The 19,041-nt window shown below is 60.8% G+C and carries 12 protein-coding genes; 9 read left to right on the top strand and 3 right to left on the bottom strand.

Going from position 1 to position 19,041, the window contains the following annotated elements; genetic code table 11:
- Nucleotides 1-2: 2 nt before the first annotated feature.
- From GNZ13_RS02195 to GNZ13_RS02185, 3 genes are all read left to right on the top strand, one after another.
- A complete protein-coding gene (locus tag GNZ13_RS02195) occupies nt 3-1,274 on the top strand; it encodes a glutamate-5-semialdehyde dehydrogenase (protein ID WP_172160085.1) in 1,272 nt (423 codons plus the stop codon).
- A gap of 112 nt (nt 1,275-1,386) precedes the next feature.
- On the top strand, nt 1,387-1,803 hold the full coding sequence (locus GNZ13_RS02190) for a CopD family protein (RefSeq protein ID WP_172160083.1): 417 nt from the start codon (nt 1,387-1,389) through the stop codon (nt 1,801-1,803).
- 550 nt (nt 1,804-2,353) lie between these two features.
- Nucleotides 2,354-7,522: a beta strand repeat-containing protein gene (locus tag GNZ13_RS02185; RefSeq protein ID WP_172160081.1), complete on the top strand. Its 5,169-nt coding sequence runs from the start codon at nt 2,354-2,356 to the stop codon at nt 7,520-7,522.
- A 197-nt stretch (nt 7,523-7,719) separates the two neighbouring features.
- Here the strand turns inward: GNZ13_RS02185 and GNZ13_RS02180 are convergent, their stop codons facing one another.
- Nucleotides 7,720-8,565 carry a MurR/RpiR family transcriptional regulator gene (locus GNZ13_RS02180; RefSeq protein ID WP_172160079.1) on the bottom strand — a complete coding sequence of 282 codons (846 nt, stop codon included), beginning with the start codon at nt 8,563-8,565 and terminating at the stop codon, nt 7,720-7,722.
- A 291-nt stretch (nt 8,566-8,856) separates the two neighbouring features.
- On the opposite strand from GNZ13_RS02180, the gene edd reads away from it, so the two are divergent.
- The 5 genes from edd (at nt 8,857) to GNZ13_RS02155 (ending at nt 14,543) form a co-directional block, all read left to right on the top strand.
- Nucleotides 8,857-10,761, top strand: a complete 1,905-nt coding sequence (gene edd, locus GNZ13_RS02175) for a phosphogluconate dehydratase (RefSeq protein ID WP_172160077.1) — start codon at nt 8,857-8,859, stop codon at nt 10,759-10,761.
- 26 nt (nt 10,762-10,787) lie between these two features.
- Nucleotides 10,788-11,429, top strand: coding sequence for a bifunctional 4-hydroxy-2-oxoglutarate aldolase/2-dehydro-3-deoxy-phosphogluconate aldolase (gene eda / locus GNZ13_RS02170; protein ID WP_172160075.1), 642 nt, complete (start codon nt 10,788-10,790; stop codon nt 11,427-11,429).
- 256 nt (nt 11,430-11,685) lie between these two features.
- A complete protein-coding gene (locus GNZ13_RS02165) occupies nt 11,686-13,071 on the top strand; it encodes a GntP family permease (protein WP_172160073.1) in 1,386 nt (461 codons plus the stop codon).
- A 10-nt stretch (nt 13,072-13,081) separates the two neighbouring features.
- Nucleotides 13,082-13,585, top strand: a complete 504-nt coding sequence (locus GNZ13_RS02160; RefSeq protein WP_172160071.1) for a gluconokinase — start codon at nt 13,082-13,084, stop codon at nt 13,583-13,585.
- A gap of 199 nt (nt 13,586-13,784) precedes the next feature.
- On the top strand, nt 13,785-14,543 hold the full coding sequence (locus GNZ13_RS02155; RefSeq protein ID WP_172160070.1) for a class I SAM-dependent methyltransferase: 759 nt from the start codon (nt 13,785-13,787) through the stop codon (nt 14,541-14,543).
- A gap of 92 nt (nt 14,544-14,635) precedes the next feature.
- Here the strand turns inward: GNZ13_RS02155 and purB are convergent, their stop codons facing one another.
- Both purB and GNZ13_RS51470 read right to left on the bottom strand, forming a co-directional pair.
- Nucleotides 14,636-16,024 carry an adenylosuccinate lyase gene (purB, locus tag GNZ13_RS02150; RefSeq protein ID WP_172160067.1) on the bottom strand — a complete coding sequence of 463 codons (1,389 nt, stop codon included), beginning with the start codon at nt 16,022-16,024 and terminating at the stop codon, nt 14,636-14,638.
- 157 nt (nt 16,025-16,181) lie between these two features.
- Entirely contained in the window at nt 16,182-16,451 is a 270-nt protein-coding gene (locus tag GNZ13_RS51470) for a hypothetical protein (RefSeq protein WP_216674681.1), read from the bottom strand.
- Nucleotides 16,452-18,153: 1,702 nt separating this feature from the next.
- Here GNZ13_RS51470 and GNZ13_RS02140 point away from each other — a divergent pair.
- Nucleotides 18,154-18,897, top strand: a complete 744-nt coding sequence (locus GNZ13_RS02140) for a hypothetical protein (protein WP_172160063.1) — start codon at nt 18,154-18,156, stop codon at nt 18,895-18,897.
- The last annotated feature ends 144 nt before the right edge of the window (nt 18,898-19,041 follow it).

Below are 19,041 nucleotides of genomic sequence, written 5' to 3'. Positions count from 1 at the left end.
CCATGGATATCGACCAGTACATGACCGACCTCGGCCGCCGCGCCCGCCACGCATCGCGTGCGATGGCACGGGCGTCAACGGCGGCAAAGAACGCCGCGCTCGCGGCCGTTGCTCACGCGATCGAACGCGATGCCGCGTTGCTGAAGGATGCCAATGCACGTGACGTTGCCCGTGCACGCGAGAAAGGGCTCGACGCTGCGTTCATCGACCGTTTGACGCTCTCGGACAAGGCGCTCGGGACGATGGTCGAAGGCTTGCGGCAAGTCGCCGCGCTGGCCGATCCGATTGGTGAAATCAGCAATCTGAAGTACCGGCCGAGCGGCATTCAGGTCGGTCAGATGCGCGTGCCGCTCGGTGTGATCGGCATCATCTACGAGTCGCGCCCGAACGTGACGATCGACGCGGCCGCGCTGTGTCTGAAGTCGGGCAATGCGACGATTCTGCGCGGCGGGTCGGAAGCGCTGGAGTGCAATACGGCGCTGGCAAAGCTGATTGGTGAAGGGCTGGAAGCCGCCGGTTTGCCGCAGGATGCGGTGCAAGTCGTGGCCACGTCGGACCGCGCCGCGGTCGGCAAGCTGATCACGATGACCGAATACGTCGACGTAATCGTGCCGCGCGGCGGCAAGAGCCTGATCGAGCGGCTGATGAACGAAGCGCGCGTGCCGATGATCAAGCATCTCGACGGCATCTGCCATGTGTATGTCGACGATCGCGCGGATCTGACCAAGGCGCTGACCGTCTGCGATAACGCCAAGACGCACCGCTACGGCACCTGCAACACGATGGAAACGTTGCTGGTGGCGCGCGGCATAGCGGCCGAAGTGCTGCCGCCTTTGGGCAAGCTGTATCGCGACAAGGAAGTCGAACTACGGGTGGACGCGGCAGCGCGCGCGGTGTTGTCCGATGCGGGCGTGGGCCCGCTCGTCGATGCCACCGAAGAAGACTGGCGCACCGAATATCTCGCACCGGTGCTGGCGATCAAGGTGGTGGACGGCCTCGATGCGGCCATCGACCACATCAACACCTACAGCTCGCAGCACACCGACGCGATCGTCACCGAAGACCATGACCGCGCGATGCGCTTCCTGCGCGAAGTCGACTCGGCGAGCGTGATGGTCAATGCGTCGACGCGCTTTGCCGATGGCTTCGAATTTGGTTTGGGTGCGGAGATCGGCATCTCGAACGACAAACTGCATGCGCGTGGGCCGGTGGGGCTGGAAGGGCTGACGTCGCTGAAATACATAGTGCTGGGGCACGGCGAGGGCCGGCAATAACGGTTCGCTTCCGGCGCGCTCTCGCCATCCTTGGGATAGACGCACGCTTTCCGTTCCATGCGCCGGTGGCCCCTGTTCATTTCCACGCTGACAAGCAGTACGAGGACCGCTGATGCTTTGGGTAAAAACGTTTCACATCGTTCTGATTGCTTCCTGGTTTGCCGGCCTGTTCTACCTGCCGCGCATCTTCGTCAATCTGGCGATGGAGACGGAACCCGCCGCCACGGCGCGCCTTTTGACGATGGCGCGCAAGCTGTTCCGCTTCATGACGTTTATTGCGGTGCCGGCGCTCGCTTGCGGTCTGTGGCTGTGGCTCGCGATTGGCATCGGACGCGGACAGGGCTGGATTCACGCGAAGGTCGGTGTGGTGGTGTTGCTGATCGTTTATCACGCGTACTGCGGCGTGCTGCTGCGGACCTTCGAGCGTGGCGAGAATCGCCGCTCGGATAAGTGGTATCGGATGTTTAATGAACTGCCCGTGCTGGGAATGCTGGCGGCGGTGGCATTGGTTGTGGTTAAGCCGTTTTAATAAATAGGAATTCTCCTATTTGCTTCGGGTATTCACATGTATTTATCCACTCGCACGGTTTCTAATGCCGTGCGGGATGCGAGTCCATAGAATTTTGGATGGTTGACGTTCGTCACGACGCCAATTTTATTCTGGCTGTTTTAGCGGCTCGTTCCTTCTCGTAAAAGTACTCCCCTTGCGGGCGTTTCGTTCAGAGTTATCTCAATCTGAGCGTATCCGTGTTCGTGCCTTCCTGCGTCGAATTCCGCTGGTCTGTCGGTTGCAAGTCATGCGCAGCAGGCTGTGTGTTGCTCGGCTGTCATATTTCGGTGTGGTTTTAGTAGGGTAATTCTGATTGAAGGTAAGGGGGTTTAAGAATGCTCCTATTAATTTAAGAAATTCCTAATTTTATAGTGGTGTCATCCCGGAAGGATTAATGGGATGGTCCGTGAAACTCTGTTGCGACGACCCCGTTTTCGATCCTTCTGCTACCCGCTGACGCGTGCAAGTCTCCGTTAAGACACTTCCCGCGGCACTGAACCCGATATCAGATCGTCAGAAGGACGAAATCATGAACAAGTCGTACAAGAACGTATGGAATGAAACCACCGGGACGTATGTCGCCGCATCCGAAGTGGCGAAGAGCCGGGGCAAGTCGACCCGGAGCCAGAAAGCGCTGGTGACGGCGTTGCTGGCGGCAGGCGTGGGTTTTGGCACGGCGGTGAAGGCTGAAGCGGCGGCGACGCCGAACTCTTTTGCCGCAGGCATTCTGGGGACCGATACGAGCAATTCGGATTGCATCTCGTCGGCCGACGGCGCGCAGGTGGTCACGAACGGCGATTGCAGCGCGGCTGCGCAGCAGGCAGGGATTGTTTCCTACGACGGCAGCGGTAGTGCTGGCGCATATTTCACGGTGACCGATCCGAACACCGCCCACATTGGGGCCGGTGGCGTCGATCAGATGAAGATCACGAACAACGGTGTGTTTGTGCTGAATACGCTGGATATGGGCGGCAAGAAGATCACCAATCTCGCTCCAGGCACGGTGTCGGCGTCGAGCACGGATGCGGTGAACGGTGCGCAGCTCTTCGGCATTACCAACGGTTCGACGGTTATCAACTCCGCGTACGTGAAGGCGATCGGCAAGAATGACGGAACTGATGCAGCGGTAGCGCCGAACTTCGGCTCCATTGCAATCGGTAGTAGTGCCACCGTTGTTGCTACCGGTGGCGCCGGTATCGACCAGATCGCGATTGGCGACAAAGCGAAAGCGGGAAATTCCGGCTTTACCGGTGCAATCGCAGTAGGCGGTTCCGCTCTGGCCACTTATGATGGCGCGGCGTTCGGCCTCAGTTCCACCGCTACCGGCAACCACAGCATCGCACTAGGTGCTCATGCGCAGGCTACTGCCGACAACGCTGTCGCCTTGGGACAAGGGACAGTCGCCGCGCGTACCAGTACCGTTGCGGTAGGCGGGCGCCAGATCGTCAGCGTGGGGGCGGCTACACAAAGCACCGATGCAGTGAACTATGCACAGTTGCAGGCAGCCGGCCTGAAGGTTGACACGAGCGGTAACGCAACCAACTCGTTCGTCGCCTACAGCGACACGACCCAAGGCAAGGTGACGCTCGCCGGCGCGGCGGGCACGACGCTCACGAACGTCGCGGCGGGCGTAGCCGCAACCGACGCGGTGAACGTGAGCCAGTTGCAGTCGGAAGACGCGAAGATCGACGCGGCAGGCGAGAACACGGCGACTGCGCTGGGTGGCGGCGCCGCGTACTCGGCAAGCACCGGTGCGATCAGTGCGCCGACTTATAACGTCGCAGGCGGCACACAGCATGATGTGGGCACGGCGCTGTCGTCGCTCAACAGCGCGACCGTGCAGTTCAACGGTACAGGTGGCGCAGCGGACGTGCAGGGCAAGAAGATCGTGAACGTCGCGGCGGGTACGCTCTCGGCATCGAGCACGGACGCGGTGAACGGCGCGCAACTCTTTGGCATTACAAACGGTTCGACTGTTGTCAATTCTGCATACGTCAAAGTGGGCGGAAATGGCGTCGGTACCGACGTTGCGACAGCAAGGGGCATGTATAACGTTGCAATCGGCGCTGGGGCCGTTAGTGGCACTGCAGGTAACTCAGGCGCGGTGTCGATAGGTATGAACGCGTCCTCCGTTTATGACGGCGTCACGATGGGTGCTAACGCGAGCGGAACCGCAAATTATGCAGTGGCGATTGGTGCGGGTTCGGCCGCATCGGGCGTAGGTAGCACGGCACTCGGCAAAGTGGCAAAGGCGACCGGCACCTCGGATATCGCGCTGGGCTATTTGGCTTCCGCTGCTGGTGACGGCACCGGCGGTGCGGTCGCAATTGGTGCAAAGGCAAACGCTAACGCAACGGGTGTCGCAATTGGCGGTTCCGCTTCGGCTACGGCTGCCAACTCCGTAGCGATTGGCAATAATTCAACGGCAACCATTGCCAACACGGTTTCTGTCGGCAGCAGCACGCAAAAGCGCCAGATCGTGAACGTGGCGGCTGGCCAGCAAACAACCGATGCGGTCAACTACGGCCAGTTACAGGCAGCAGGCCTGAAAACCGACACGAACGGCAACGCGACGAACTCATTCGTCGCCTACGACGATACGACCCAAGGCAAGGTGACGCTGGGCGGCGCATCGGGTACGACGCTCACGAACGTGGCGGCGGGTGCGGTATCGGAATCGAGCAAGGACGCGGTGAACGGTGCGCAGCTGTATTCGAGCGCAACCAGCACTGCTTCGGCGCTGGGTGGCGGCTCGAGCGTCAACGCGGACGGCACGGTTTCGGCACCGGCCTACAGCGTGGACAACACCACGGTGAACAACGTCGGTGCGGCCATCTCCAACATCGATGGACGGGTGACGAAGAACACCGAAGCTGTCGACACGCTCGCCACCAAGGTTGACACGATCAACGATCAGATGACGGATGTGGTGAAGTACGACACGTCGGCGCACGACACAGTGACGTTGGCCGGTGCATCGGGCACGACGCTCACGAACGTGGCGGCAGGCGCGGTATCGGAATCGAGCACGGACGCGGTGAACGGCTCGCAGCTGTATGCGACCAACCAGAGCGTTTCGAAGAACGCCGACGACATCGCGACGCTCGATACGCGTGTCAAGACGGTTGAAGGTTCGGTGGACGACCTGACCAAGCAGCTCAACACGGGCACGGTGGGTCTGGTGCAGCAGGACGCGACTTCGGGTGCGTTGAGCGTTGCGAGCGCCCTGGGCGGCACGAGCTTCGACTTCACGGGTAGCGCGGGTCCGCGCCAGTTGCTCGGTGTCGCTGCCGGCAAAACCGCGACGTCGGCGGTCAATCTGGGCCAGCTGAGCCCGGTTGTCGCGGCGCTCGGCGGCGGTGCGGAGATCAACGAAGACGGCACGGTTTCGGCACCGACCTACAGCGTGGACAACACCACGGTGAACAACGTCGGTGCGGCCATCTCCAACATCGATGGACGGGTGACGCAGAACACTACCGACATTGACGATATCAACAAGCAGATCAAGACTCTCGGTGGCGGCGTGGCCGGCGCGGTGACGTACGATACGTCGGTGCATGACAAGGTGACGCTCGATGGCGCAGCTGGCACGACGCTTACGAACGTGGCGGCGGGTGCGGTATCGGAATCGAGCAAGGACGCGGTGAACGGTGCGCAGCTGTATTCGAGCGCAACCAGCACTGCTTCGGCGCTGGGTGGCGGCTCGAGCGTCAACGCGGACGGCACCGTTTCGGCACCGGCCTACAGTGTGGACAACACCACGGTGAACAACGTCGGTGCGGCCATCTCCAACATTGATGGACGGGTGACGAAGAACACTGACCTTGTCGACACGCTCGCCACCAAGGTTGGCACGATCAACGATCAGATGACGGACGTGGTGAAGTACGACACGTCGGCACACGACACGGTGAAGCTGGCCGGTGCATCGGGCACGACGCTGAGCAACGTGAAGGCGGGCGTCGACGACATGGACGCGGTCAACGTTGGGCAACTGAAGGCGGCAGGTCTGACCACGGACGAATCGGGCAATGCAACCAACTCGTTCGTCGCCTACGACGATACGACGAAGGACAAGATCTCGCTCGGCGGCGGCGCGGCTGGCACGACGCTCACGAACGTGGCGGCAGGCGCGGTATCGGAATCGAGCACGGACGCGGTGAATGGCTCGCAGCTGTATGCGACCAACCAGAATGTTTCGAAGAACGCTGACGACATCGCGACCGTCGATAAGCGTGTTGCGAAGGTTGAAGATTCGGTTGGCGACCTGACCACGCAGCTCAACGCGGGTACGGTGGGTCTGGTGCAGCAGGATCAGAACACGGGCGCGTTGAGCGTTGCGAGCACGCTGGGCGGCACGAGCTTCGACTTCACGGGTAGCGCGGGTCCGCGCCAGCTGCTCGGCGTTGCGGCCGGAACGACCAGCACATCCGCAGTCAATCTGGGCCAGTTGAGCCCGGTCGTCGCGGCGCTCGGCGGCGGTGCGCAGATCGGCGCGGACGGTTCGTTCGTCAGCCCGACGTACCACATGCAGGGTGAGACGCAGACCACGGTTGGCGACGCGCTCGACAAGCTCGACACCAATCTGACGTCGCTGGAGACGCAGATCAATAACGGCACCATCGGTATGGTGACGCAGGATCAGACGTCGCGCGACATTCTCGTTGGCGGGGCAACGGACGGTCTGCGTGTCAACATGGCCGGCACTGCGGGTAACCGCGTCGTGACGGGTGTGGCGGCAGGTGCGGTGAACGAGGCGAGCGTGGATGCGGTGAACGGCTCGCAACTGTATTCGCATGCAGCCAGCACGGCGGCGGCGCTTGGCGGCGGTTCGACCGTTAACGAGGACGGCACGATTTCGGCGCCGGCATACACCGTCGGCGGTACGACTGTGAACAACGTCGGTGCCGCGATTACGAACCTCGACGGCCGCGTGACGCAGAACACCAACGATATCGAGAGCCTGCAGACGACCGTCGGCTCGCTCAGCGGTTCGGTGGCGAATGCGGTGTCGTACGATACTGCCGCGCACAATCAGGTGACGTTGGGTGGGTCGGCTGACGCGCCGAAGGTGAAGCTGACCAATCTGCAGGACGGTGAACTGTCGGCGACCAGTACCGATGCCGTGACGGGGGCGCAGTTGTGGAATACCAACCAGCAACTGTCTGACCTGAGCCAGTCGGTGCAGAACCAGCAGGAAACGGGCAGCTCGGCAATGTCGCTTAACACGGCAGGCGCGCCGGCAGCTTCTGCGTCGGGCAACAATGCGATGGCGCTCGGTGGCGGATCGCAGGCGAGCGGCGATAACTCGGTTGCCATCGGCGCGGGTTCGGTGGCCGATCAGGCCAACACCGTTTCGGTCGGCTCAGAAGGCAACGAGCGCCGCATCACGAACGTCGCGCCTGGCAAGACGGCAACGGATGCGGTGAACCTTGGCCAGATGCAGTCGGCTATTGGTGATACGGCACGCGCGGCCTACAGCGGTGTGGCAGCCGCCACGGCGCTGACGATGATTCCGGAAGTCGATCCGGGCAAGACGCTGGCAATCGGCGTTGCTGCGGCGACCTACAAGGGCTATCAGGCAGCGGCGGTGGGCGCGTCGGCGCGCATCACGTCGAACGTGAAGGTCAAGGTGGGCTCCGGGATCAGCGGTAGCGAAACGACTGTCGGCGCAGGTGCGTCGTATCAGTGGTAAGCGTTGGGTGATGGTTGCGAAAAGCTGCGGTTTGGGTGCTTTTCGTGGACCAGTCTTAGGTAGGCAGTTTAAAAGGCGGGCTCTCTTCGGGGAGTCCGCCTTTTTTTGACTCCCTGCATATCGACGCCCGGCAAGCGCGGTTGGGTTGTATTGCGGGCAGTACTTGCTGAGCAGTCAGGCCCACGAGGGGTTACCCGTTATGCGCGAGGATCGATCCTTCGGCGATTAATCACTTCCTTCGCTTGCGCCAGCTTCTCGACTAGTTCCGGTCCGCGGCTCAACGCCACCCCCACCGCCAGAATATCGCCGATCGCCAGATGCGAGACGCGCGAGGTCATCGGCGAAAAGATATCCGTATCCTCATCGACGTTCGCAAACAGGCCCACCGTCGCGAGCCGGGCGAGCGGCGAATTACCGTGCGTGATCGCGATCACCTTCGCGCCGCTTGCCAACGCCGACTTCGCCGCGTCAACGATATCGCGTGTACGCCCGGTGTTCGAAATCGCTACCACCACATCACCTTCACTCAGCAGCGCCGCCGACATTAGAAACGTATGCGGATCCGAATACGCGACGCTCGGCATGCCGAGGCGAAAGAACTTGTGCTGCACGTCCAGCGCGGCGATGCCCGACCCGCCCGCGCCGTAGAACTCGATGCGCCGCGCCTGCGCAAGCAGCGCGATCGCCGCTGCCACGCTGTCCGACGACAGATTGTTGCGCACCTGGATCAGCGCGCCGATGGTCCGGTCGAGCACCTTCGCGGCGACGCCCGGCGTCGGTTCGTCCGGTCGCACGTCGCGATAGACGACCGGCACTTCCGCGGCGATGCCTTGCGCCAGCCGGATCTTGAACTCGCGAAAGCCTGAAAACCCGAGCGCATGACAGAACCGCGCGATGGTCGGCTGGCTGACACCGGCACGCGCGGCCACCTCGGTCATCGACAGATCGAGCACCTCGCGCGGCGCTTCGATCACGTAATCGGCCAGCTTGCGCTCGGACGGCCGCAACTGGTCGCGCATCTCTTTCACCTGGGACAGCATCATCGGGAAACTCGCACTATGCTGAAGAATGCGTGGACTATATCTGATTACAGAATAAGGTACAAAAACTACATATCGAGTGCTAGGTGTATTCCCTAGGTATTGGTGTCTATACCGCTAAGGCAAAGCCAGTAAGGCGGTGCGGCGATTCAAAGATGCGGCGATGCAACAGGCGTTGTCGTTGCGATCGTGTAGTTTTTCTACTAAAATTGCGACGTCGACTGTTTCGACATCCCCGCGATACCTGCCTGGCATAGTGCGCCTACGCCTCACGCCAGCGACGAAGGAGCTCCGATGGTTTCCCCGCATTCGCAATTGTTGAAAGTCACGCAACGCGTGGTCGAGCGCAGCAAGCCCACTCGTGAGGCGTACCTAGCCCGCATCGAGCACGCTCAGGGCAAATTCCCGGCGCGCGGCGCGCTCTCATGCGCCAATCTGGCTCACGGGTTTGCAGGTCTCGAAGGCCACGACAAGCTCGTCATCAAGCAGATCCGCCAGCCGAACATCGGCATCGTTTCGTCGTACAACGAGATGCTGTCCGCGCACGCGCCGTACAAAAACTACCCGGACATCATCAAGGAAGCCGCGCGTGAAAACGGCGGCGTCGCGCAATTCGCGGGCGGCGTACCTGCCATGTGCGACGGCGTCACGCAAGGCAACGCGGGTATGGAACTGTCGCTATTCTCACGCGAAGTCATCGCGATGAGCACGGCGGTCGCCCTGACGCACAACATGTTCGACGCCGCGCTATGCCTCGGCATCTGCGACAAGATCGTGCCGGGTCTCCTGATCGGCGCGCTGCAATTCGGCCATCTGCCGACGATTTTCGTGCCGGCCGGCCCGATGGGCAGCGGCCTGTCGAACGACGACAAAGCCAAGACGCGTCAGCTGTTCGCTACCGGCCAGTGCGGTCGCGACGCGCTGCTCGAAGCAGAAGCCGCCGCGTATCACAGCCACGGCACCTGCACGTTCTACGGCACGGCAAACAGCAACCAGATGCTGATGGAAGTGATGGGCCTGCATCTGCCGAGTTCTGCGTTCGTGCACCCGCATACGCCGCTGCGCGACGCATTGACCGCGCAAGCCGCGCGCCGCGTGCTCGATCTGACGGTGGACCGGGGCAACTACATGCCGATCGGCCATGTGGTCGACGAGAAAGCGATTGTCAACGGTATCGTCGCGTTGCTGGCGACGGGCGGTTCGACCAATCACACGCTGCACCTCGTCGCGATTGCGCGGGCGGCTGGCATCGTGATCGACTGGGATGACTTCGACACGTTGTCGCAAGCCGTACCGTTGCTCGCCAAGATTTACCCGAATGGCAAGGCCGACGTGAATCACTTCCACGCGGCCGGAGGCGTTGCATTCTTGGTCCGCAATCTGCTGGAAGGCGGCTTGCTGCATGAAGACGTGAACACCGTCGCGGGCAAGGGTCTCCATCACTACACTGAAGAGCCGAAGCTCATCGACGGCAAGCTGCAATGGGTGCCGGGCGCGGAAAAGAGCGAAGACACGGCGGTGCTGCGCGGCATCAAGGAACCGTTCCAGCCGGATGGCGGCTTGCGTCTGATGCAGGGCAAGCTCGGCCGCGGTGTTATCAAGATTTCTGCAGTCGCAGCGCAACATCGCAAGGTGAAGGCGCCGGCCATCGTGTTCGATTCGCAGGAAGCAGTTCAGGAAGCATTCGACAAGGGCGAACTGAAACGCGACTTCATCGCCGTGGTGCGCTTCCAGGGCGCGCGCGCAAATGGCATGCCCGAGTTGCATCGTTTGACGCCGTTGCTCGGTGTGTTGCAGGATCAAGGTTTCCACGTTGCACTGGTTACCGATGGCCGCATGTCCGGCGCGTCGGGCAAGGTCCCGGCGGTGATTCACCTGTCGCCGGAAGCGTTGCTGCAAGGCCCGATCGGCAAGGTTCGCACCGGTGACATGCTGGTGATCGATGCGGACGCCGGCGTGCTCGACATCGAAATCGATGCAGCCGAATGGGCGGCGCGGCCGGAAGCGTTGCCGAAGCATCAGGCGGAGAACGAAGTCGGCTTCGGCCGTGAACTGTTCGGCGTGTTCCGTGCGGCGGCGGCGCCGGCGGAGCAGGGTGCTTCGGTGTTCGGTCCGATGGTGGGCGAGCGCGCAGCGCACCACGGTGAGCGGGCCAAAGCACACAGCGAAGCACACACAAGCACCACTCAAGCCAGCTAAACGCTGCAGAAACAAGGAGTCTGACTATGACAGCGAAAACAGTAAGCGAAATCGTGCGCCTCGGCCCGGTGATTCCGGTGCTCGCGTTCGACTCGGTCGAGCAGGGTGAAAACGTGTCGCGCGCGCTGCATGCCGGCGGCGTGAAGGTGCTGGAAATCACGCTGCGCACCGCAGCCGGCCTGGCAGCGATCGAACGCGCGAGCCAACTGGCCGAAGACATTGTGGTCGGCGTTGGCACGATCACGAAGCCTGAGCATTGCGCTCAGGCCAAGAAAGCGGGCGCGCAGTTCGGCGTGTCGCCGGGTCTCACGAGGGACATGCACAAGGCCGCGCAAGACGCCGGCTTGCCCTTGCTGCCAGGCGTGATGACGCCGACTGACATCATCACCGCGCTGGAACTCGGCTACGAAATCGTCAAATTCTTCCCGGCGCAGCAAGCCGGCGGTATACCGATGCTGCAGGCGTTTTACGGTCCGTTCCCGACGTTGAAATTCTGCCCAACCGGCGGCATCACTGCCGAAAGCGCCATCAATTTCCTCGCGCAACCGAACGTCGTGTGCGTGGGCGGCTCGTGGCTTACGCCGAAAGCTGCGCTCGCGGCGCAAAACTGGGACGAGGTCACGCGCCTCGCGCGTGCCGCCAGCGAACTGGTCCCGTCTGCTCACTAAGCCGCATCGGCCCACGATACGATAGTCCGCTAGCCAAGTCCTACGCAAAGGAGTCTCGTCGAAACAGCCTGTCAGGCTGTCACGGCGAGACTCCTTTTCGATATGCGCGCCGGATTCGCGCGCTTTTAGAGACAACAAACAGTAAAATTCAGCGTCCGCGCGGCTTGCCGGGTTTTCTGGCACCGCTTCAGGTCGCCGTGAGACAGGTGCCAGCCGTGTTCCGCACCGACAATCAATAACGCAAAGGAGGCGCTTCATGGAAGCTGTCCACGGCAGCATGCTGTTGGTCTTCGCGGTGGTCGCCATCGCACTTCTGATCCTGCTGATCACCCGCTACAAGGTTTACCCGTTCCTCGTCCTGATCATTGTTTCGCTGCTGCTGGGTCTCGTATCCGGCATGCCGATCGGCACGATCGTCAAATCGTTCGAAACAGGCAACGGCAATACGCTCGGTCACATCGCGGTCGTGGTCGGTCTCGGCACGATGCTCGGCAAGATGATGGCCGAATCGGGCGGCGCCGAGCGTATCGCCACCACGCTGATCGAGTGGTTCGGGGAGAAGAACATTCATTGGGCGATGATGGTCGTCGCGATCATCGTCGGTTTGCCGGTGTTTTTCGAAGTCGGTTTCGTGCTGCTGATTCCGATCGCGTTCAACGTCGCCAAACGCACCAATAAATCGCTGCTGCTGGTTGGCTTGCCGATGGTCGCGGGCTTGTCCGTCGTGCACGGCCTGATTCCGCCGCACCCGGCCGCGATGCTCGCGGTGCAGGCGTATCACGCCGACATCGGCAAGACGATTGCGTACGGTCTGATCGTGGGCGTGCCGACGGCGATCGTGGCCGGTCCGCTGTTCGCGCTGCTGATCAGCCGTTACATCAAGCTGCCGGAGAACAATCCGCTTGCCGCGCAATTCCTCGGCCACGGTGACGACGCGCAAAATAACGCGAAGAGCGCGGCGCCGAAGCGCGAACTGCCGAGCTTCAGTGTCACGTTGTTCACGATTCTCTTGCCGGTGATTCTGATGCTGATCGGCAGCTGGGCCGACCTCGTCTCCACACCGAAGACCTTGCCGAACGATCTGCTGCACTTCGTCGGCAATTCGGACGTAGCATTGTTGATCGCCGTGTTGGTCAGCTTCTGGACCTTCGGTGCGAGCCGCGGCTTCAGTCGTGAACAGATCCAGAAGTTCTGTGGCGAATGTCTCGCGCCGATCGCGGGCATCACGCTGATCGTCGGTGCGGGCGGCGGTTTTGGGCGCGTGCTGATGGATAGCGGCATTTCGAAGGAAATCGTCACAGTCGCGACGGCCATGCATCTGTCGCCGCTGCTGTTCGGCTGGCTGGTGGCCGCGCTGATTCGTCTGGCCACGGGTTCGGCGACGGTCGCCATGACCACCGCTTGCGGCATCGTCGCGCCGATCACAGCCGCCAGCGGCGTGCAGGTCACGCCGGAATTGCTGGTGCTTGCCACGGGTTCGGGTTCGCTGATTTTCTCGCACGTGAACGACGGGGGTTTCTGGCTGATCAAGGAATACTTCGGTATGACGGTGGGGCAGACCTTCAAGACATGGTCGCTCCTCGAAACCATCATTTCACTGATGGGCTTGGGTTTGACTTTCGCGCTCGCGACGGTCGTGTAAGGAGTTTTTGATGATTCTGATCGCAATGGGCGTGTCGGGCGCCGGCAAAACGAGGATTGGCGAAATGCTGGCGGAACGCCTGCACTGCGCATTTACCGACGGCGACGCGTTTCACAGCGCCGCCAACAAGGAGAAAATGCACCACGGCATTCCGCTCACCGACGAAGACCGTTGGCCGTGGTTGCAAACCATCCGCGCGGCGATCGAAGAAAAGCAGAGGGCGGGCGAGAAGGCGGTGTTCACGTGTTCGTCGCTGAAGCGTTCGTATCGCGACGTTCTGCGCGGCGGCAGCAACGGTGATAAGGGCGTGTGCTTCGTCTATCTGAAGGGTTCGTTTGAAGTGCTACGCGCGCGGTTGAGCACGCGTACCGGCCATTTCTTCGATCCGTCGCTGTTGCAAAGCCAGCTCGATACGCTCGAGGAACCGGGCCCGGATGAAGCGATCACGGTGAGCATCGAGTTATCGCCGGAAGAGATCGTCGAAGAGGTGTTGAAGCAGATGAACGCGCGGTGAGGTTCTAAGGCTCACACCGCATATCGACGACCCGGCCGCGCAAGTGGCCGGGTCGTTTCAATTTGGGCGCGGTCTGCGCATGTGCGCCGAAGTTTCGGTCAGGAAGCTGCGCGCTTTGAGACGCGTCCGATTTTTTTGTTTTCCGCGTTTTGGTCCAATCGCAGTCTCTCTGGCGGATCGAAACTCAAAGGCGGTGAACATGATGCATATCGAGGGCGACAGGCTCGACCCGGTCGCAAGCGTTTCAATCTGCAAGATTTGCCGGGGCAGGGCGCCGCTTTGCGGAGTGGTCGATTTCAACAAGAACTGCGAAGAACGCCGCGGCCATTTCTTGCCGCTTTCCGCGATCCCCATTTACTACCATCGTTGCGATGACTGCGGGTTGGTGTTCACGCATGCGTTCGATTGGTGGAGCAAGAACGCGTTTGCGCAGCACATTTACAACGCGGCGTATGTGGACGTCGACCCGGACTACATCGAGGCCCGTCCGGCAGCCAATGTGGTGGTGATCGCGAATTTCATCGCGAGAGCCGACGGGCTCAAGTGTCTCGACTACGGAGGCGGCAACGGCCTCTTGGCGGCGTTGTTGCGCGAACGTGGCGTGGATGCCCACAGTTGGGATCCGATGGGACAAGGGGGCGCCGAACCTGCGCCGGACTCATTCGATCTGGTGACGGCGTTCGAAGTGCTGGAACATACGCCCGAGCCGCGCGTAACGGTCGCAAGCGCACTCAGCATGCTCAGGCCGTACGGTGTGATGCTGTTTTCGACCTTGACGATTGACGCTCTGCCGCCGCGCGCCATGGACCATTGGTACATTGCACCGCGAAACGGACACATCACGATCCACACGTCCCGCTCGTTGGAATCGCTTTTCGAGGCGTTCGGCTATCGAGTGCATCACTTCGACCAGAATACTCACCTGGCCTTGCGCGAAGTGCCGGACTGGTTGTCGTAGTATCCTTGCGGCGCTCAAATGAAAAACGCCGTTCAGTGTTCAACTGAACGGCGTCGATTGCACGGGTCATTGCCGCGCAGCAGTGTGCGGCCTTAAGCGATCCGCTTGGCCAGTTCAACCGCCTTGCCGATGTACGAACCCGGCGTCATGGCGAGCAAACGATCCTTCGCATCTTGCGGAATCGCGAGGCCGCTCACGAATGTTTGCAGCGCTTCGCGCGTGATGCCTTTGCCGCGCGTCAGTTCTTTCAACTGCTCGTACGGGTTCTCGATGCCGTAGCGGCGCATCACCGTTTGCACCGGCTCGGCCAGCACTTCCCAGCAGTTGTCGAGGTCTTCGTTCAGACGCTGCGCATTCACTTCGAGCTTATCCAGACCGCGGATCAGCGAGTCGTATGCGAGCAGCGAGTAGCCGAACGCAACGCCCATGTTGCGCAGCACCGTCGAGTCGGTCAGGTCGCGCTGCCAGCGCGAAATCGGCAGCTTGTCGGCGAGGTGGCGCAGCGTGGCGTTGGCGAGACCCAGGTTGCCTTCCGAATTTTCGAAGTCGATCGGATTGACCTTGTGCGGCATCGTCGACGAACCGATTTCGCCGGCCTTCGTGCGTTGCTTGAAGTAACCGACCGAGATGTAGCCCCACACGTCGCGATCCAGATCCAGCAGGATCGTGTTGGCGCGCGATACCGCATCGAACAGTTCGGCCATGTAGTCGTGCGGCTCGATCTGGATCGTGTACGGATTGAACGTGAGCTTTAGGCGCTGTTCGACCACTTCGCGCGAGAACGCTTCCCAATCGAATTCCGGATACGCGGACAGGTGCGCATTGAAGTTGCCGACCGCGCCGTTCATCTTGCCCAGCAGTTCAACCTTTTCGATACGGTCGATCGCGCGTTCCAGACGCGCGGCGACGTTGGCGATTTCCTTGCCGAGCGTGGTCGGGCTGGCCGGCTGGCCGTGCGTGCGCGACAGCATCGGCTGTTCGGCTTGCGCGTGAGCCAGCGCAACCAGGCGCTGATGCACCGAGCGCAGTGCCGGCAGAATCACGTGTTCACGGGCGCCCGCGAGCATCAGGCCGTGCGACGTGTTGTTGATGTCTTCCGAGGTGCAGGCGAAGTGGATGAACTCGCTCGCGCGTTCCAGTTCTTCCTGACCCTTGACCGATTCCTTCAGCCAGTACTCGACTGCTTTCACGTCGTGATTCGTCACGCGTTCGATTTCCTTGATGCGCGCGGCGTCGTGCGCGGTGAAGCGCTCGGCCAGTTGCAGCAGGAATTGTTCGGCGGCTTCGGAAAAGCGCGGCACTTCGGCGAAACCGGCGTGCGAGAGTGCAATCAGCCAGTGAATTTCAACCGCCACGCGATTGCGCATGAAAGCGGCTTCCGAGAGCCAGTCGCGCAGGGCTTCGGTTTTCGAGGCGTAACGGCCGTCGAGCGGGGAGAGCGCGTTCAGCGCGAACAGGGTGTCGGGGCGGGTGTCGGACATGATGGGAGCGTGACGCAAGGGTGAAAACGCGGGGAAACTGCGGGAACCCGCAATTTTACCACCGGACGCTTGCACCCCTGATTCCATCGCGCCGCCCGCGGGGCGGTCAATCTGGCCAATCTGAATCCTTTCTGCCGCAGTTCGGTACTCGCCACGGCTACTTCGAAAACTCGCCGGGCACTTCGGTTATGCGCCGCTGCGGTAGATGGTTCACCCACTCGGTGTCGCCGAGGTTGCCGTGGTGTACTGCCGGCTGCACCAACGCCGCGTCGTGAAGAGGCGCATCGGTGGACATCGTGACGGCCGCATATTCGTCGATGCCGAGCGTTGCCGGCGCGAATGGCGAGTACCTTCCCGCTGCCGACGGGCGAGCCAACGACCGGTGTGTGGTGGCCGCCGGCGCGAGTTTCGGCGAGGCTGTAGACAATACAGCCTTGCCTGAGCGCCGTGCACTGCTGACAGTCCGCGAATCGGGATGGTGGGCTTTGTAGCGTATAACGTGATTCTCTTCGCGCATCACACGGTGCGCGTGGCGCGCTTCAACTCGATGCGGCTGTAAGGCGGCCGGCGCGGGAGTCTGCCCGGCGGTAAGGGACCTGACGTCACGCGGGTGTACCTGAGCGGGCGTGTGTTTTGCGACGTCGGGTGGTTGCGCCGAAGTGGCGTAGGGTTTCGCGTGACGCTGCGGCAAATCGTCGAAGGCGACCCATACCAGGACCGCGGCGGCACCGATGGCGCAGGCGCCGGCTACCCTTACCACAACATGGTGAGCAGAACTGCCGGGCACTCGAGCTACATCTGGCGTTATGCGCATGACGGACGCGTCCGGCAGCACACTTGCGCCAAGCGGCATGGCGTTGTTGAGCGGGGGCGGCACCGCCATAGGCGCAGACGGCGGTTCCGGCCACGGGGACGCCCAGTGGCACATCGACCAGATAGTTTCGTCATGTAGACAGAACGTCCGCAGAAGCGCGCAGAGTTCAGCGCGCAAGTTGCCCTCGGAGGGCAACAACGCCCACTCGTTGCCGAAGGGTGGGAGGAACGGGTCGGATGCACGTAACCGGGGCTGGCTGATGCTGCCTTCGATCCGTACGGAAGGGCTGATCGTTGACATGGGTTTTTTCGCAAGGCCTCGCCTTCGAAACAGATGCTCACTCTCGAGCGACTGATGCGCGCCGGAAAAATAAACTTGTACCGGGCTAATTTCAACGGCCGAGCTCAAATCCGTGGTGCCGGCGTCGATACGCGCAAAAAATTCGCCTAATAAGCGTGACCTGGCGATCATGTGGCATATCCGTTCCTCTTGAACATGAGAATAGATGAAGCAACAGGCCATGCTCAGACTGAATGACGCCTTAAGACTTCCTGTGTGTCCATTTCGTCAAAGTCGCGCGATGCGATGTATCGGGCGACGTGGTGTAACACCCGAATGGGGATATGCGGAACAGCCGCAAATCGAACCTATCGCCGCCAGCAAATCTCAAGTATGTTCATTGAATCTCGAACATCAGGATCGCGACTTTATTCACTGCACACAGCACATCTACTACGCTGCGCGAAAGCCATTTATGACGACGCGCTTGTTAATGCCGAGACGCCCGGAGGGCGGTGCCGAATACTTTCAAAAAGGACGCCCGCAACTAGCGGGCGCATTAACAATGCTGCGGCCCGGGGAGAGGCCGCAATGCACCGAGGAACGACTAAGGACTGTTGCAGGAGTCTAGCTTAATCTCCGCAAAAGGCTGTGGTCAACTTCCTACGGAAAAAAGGAGGAAATAAGTCGATAACGCTTCACCATGGCTTTAAATATCTTCTTATCGAAGGTGACTGCCGATATGCGATATACATGATCTCCAGGTAATTTTCGCTAAACCTTTCAAATGAATATCGTGTTGCGAGACACCGTAGAAGTGTAATGCTCGAATACGAAATCCCTGTGCCAGAACGGCTTTGATGGTGTGGCAGGTTTTACGCGTTGCGCTACTTGTCAGTTAACTATCCGGTTCATTATCGGAATAATAATGAAGTATTTGCTGAATCTAATGGCCATGCTTCTATTTTTGTAAAAAAGTGAGTATTGTGTCGGCTCCTGTACGCCCAAAAAATCAAGTAAAGCCAGGAGGTTGTAAATGATGAAAGCTCCCCAGCATGGTGTAACGGTCTTCAGGTCGGTTATTACCAGCGGTGCACAATTCGAGGAATACATCAATGGGATCGGACGTCCACGGTTCGCGGTCAGCTGTGGAGGCGACGATCCGGGCGGCGCCCAGGCAGGGCCGGATGAATGGCTGTTCGCCGATGATATTGAATGCCTGATGCGGGCATTTCTGGACTGTGATGCGCGTGGTATTCGTATGGAGTTCGATCAGCCGGCAGCCAGTGAAGGGGAGGGCAGCGCGAGCTGGATCGTCGTCGGATTGCCTGCCCACTTCAACGATGCGACGGCAAATCTCAACTGCGGGCTACTCGGGGCGATGTGCCGAGTCATGGGTGCTGACGGCGCTCGCCGGGCATTTCTCGAATCGGTGTTCAACGACGCATGGGCGTACGATTTCGTCGCGTTGCGGGCGAACCGCTACGACAGTTTCATCGAGCAATGGAAGTCGGATGACGACAAGAATGCCCGGCCCGATCACTATCGGGCGTTGAAGCATTTTGGAGTTGTCAGCGATGTCGGCGAACTGGGCATCGGCTGTCGGCCATTGCAGTATTGGGTGTATATCGGTGTGGCGAGTGGCAGCTTGACGGCTCAACAACTCGAAGATTCCGGCTTGGACCGCGAAGGGCTGATCGGGCAGGCATGCGTGATCAATGGGCTCGGGGAGGTTGAGCGTATTGGGAACCATCGCGTCATGGAAGGAGGCGAGGCCTAGCAGGCTGCGGAAATACCCGAAGCAATCACGAGCGGCTTTCCTCCCGAAGGGGAAGCTGGAGTCGCTTTTTCCACCATCCGGGAATTGATTGCCCGATTCCCGTCTCTGGTGGCTAGTCGGAGCCGTTTTTAGCCCCGATTTAGC

The organism is Paraburkholderia elongata, assembly GCF_013177735.1.
Classification (GTDB): Bacteria; Pseudomonadota; Gammaproteobacteria; order Burkholderiales; family Burkholderiaceae; genus Paraburkholderia; species Paraburkholderia elongata.
The sequence above is the reverse complement of the archived record's forward strand: the minus strand, read 5'-3'. Positions and strand labels throughout refer to the sequence as shown.

What these genes read in the sequence shown, in the direction of transcription:
- GNZ13_RS02195 (WP_172160085.1), top strand. Translation starts at nt 3, where the DNA reads ATGGATATCGACCAGTACATGACCGACCTCGGCCGCCGCGCCCGCCAC.
- GNZ13_RS02190 (WP_172160083.1), top strand. Translation starts at nt 1,387, where the DNA reads ATGCTTTGGGTAAAAACGTTTCACATCGTTCTGATTGCTTCCTGGTTT.
- GNZ13_RS02185 (WP_172160081.1), top strand. Translation starts at nt 2,354, where the DNA reads ATGAACAAGTCGTACAAGAACGTATGGAATGAAACCACCGGGACGTAT.
- GNZ13_RS02180 (WP_172160079.1), bottom strand. Translation starts at nt 8,565, where the DNA reads ATGATGCTGTCCCAGGTGAAAGAGATGCGCGACCAGTTGCGGCCGTCC.
- edd (WP_172160077.1), top strand. Translation starts at nt 8,857, where the DNA reads ATGGTTTCCCCGCATTCGCAATTGTTGAAAGTCACGCAACGCGTGGTC.
- eda (WP_172160075.1), top strand. Translation starts at nt 10,788, where the DNA reads ATGACAGCGAAAACAGTAAGCGAAATCGTGCGCCTCGGCCCGGTGATT.
- GNZ13_RS02165 (WP_172160073.1), top strand. Translation starts at nt 11,686, where the DNA reads ATGGAAGCTGTCCACGGCAGCATGCTGTTGGTCTTCGCGGTGGTCGCC.
- GNZ13_RS02160 (WP_172160071.1), top strand. Translation starts at nt 13,082, where the DNA reads ATGATTCTGATCGCAATGGGCGTGTCGGGCGCCGGCAAAACGAGGATT.
- GNZ13_RS02155 (WP_172160070.1), top strand. Translation starts at nt 13,785, where the DNA reads ATGATGCATATCGAGGGCGACAGGCTCGACCCGGTCGCAAGCGTTTCA.
- purB (WP_172160067.1), bottom strand. Translation starts at nt 16,024, where the DNA reads ATGTCCGACACCCGCCCCGACACCCTGTTCGCGCTGAACGCGCTCTCC.
- GNZ13_RS02140 (WP_172160063.1), top strand. Translation starts at nt 18,154, where the DNA reads ATGATGAAAGCTCCCCAGCATGGTGTAACGGTCTTCAGGTCGGTTATT.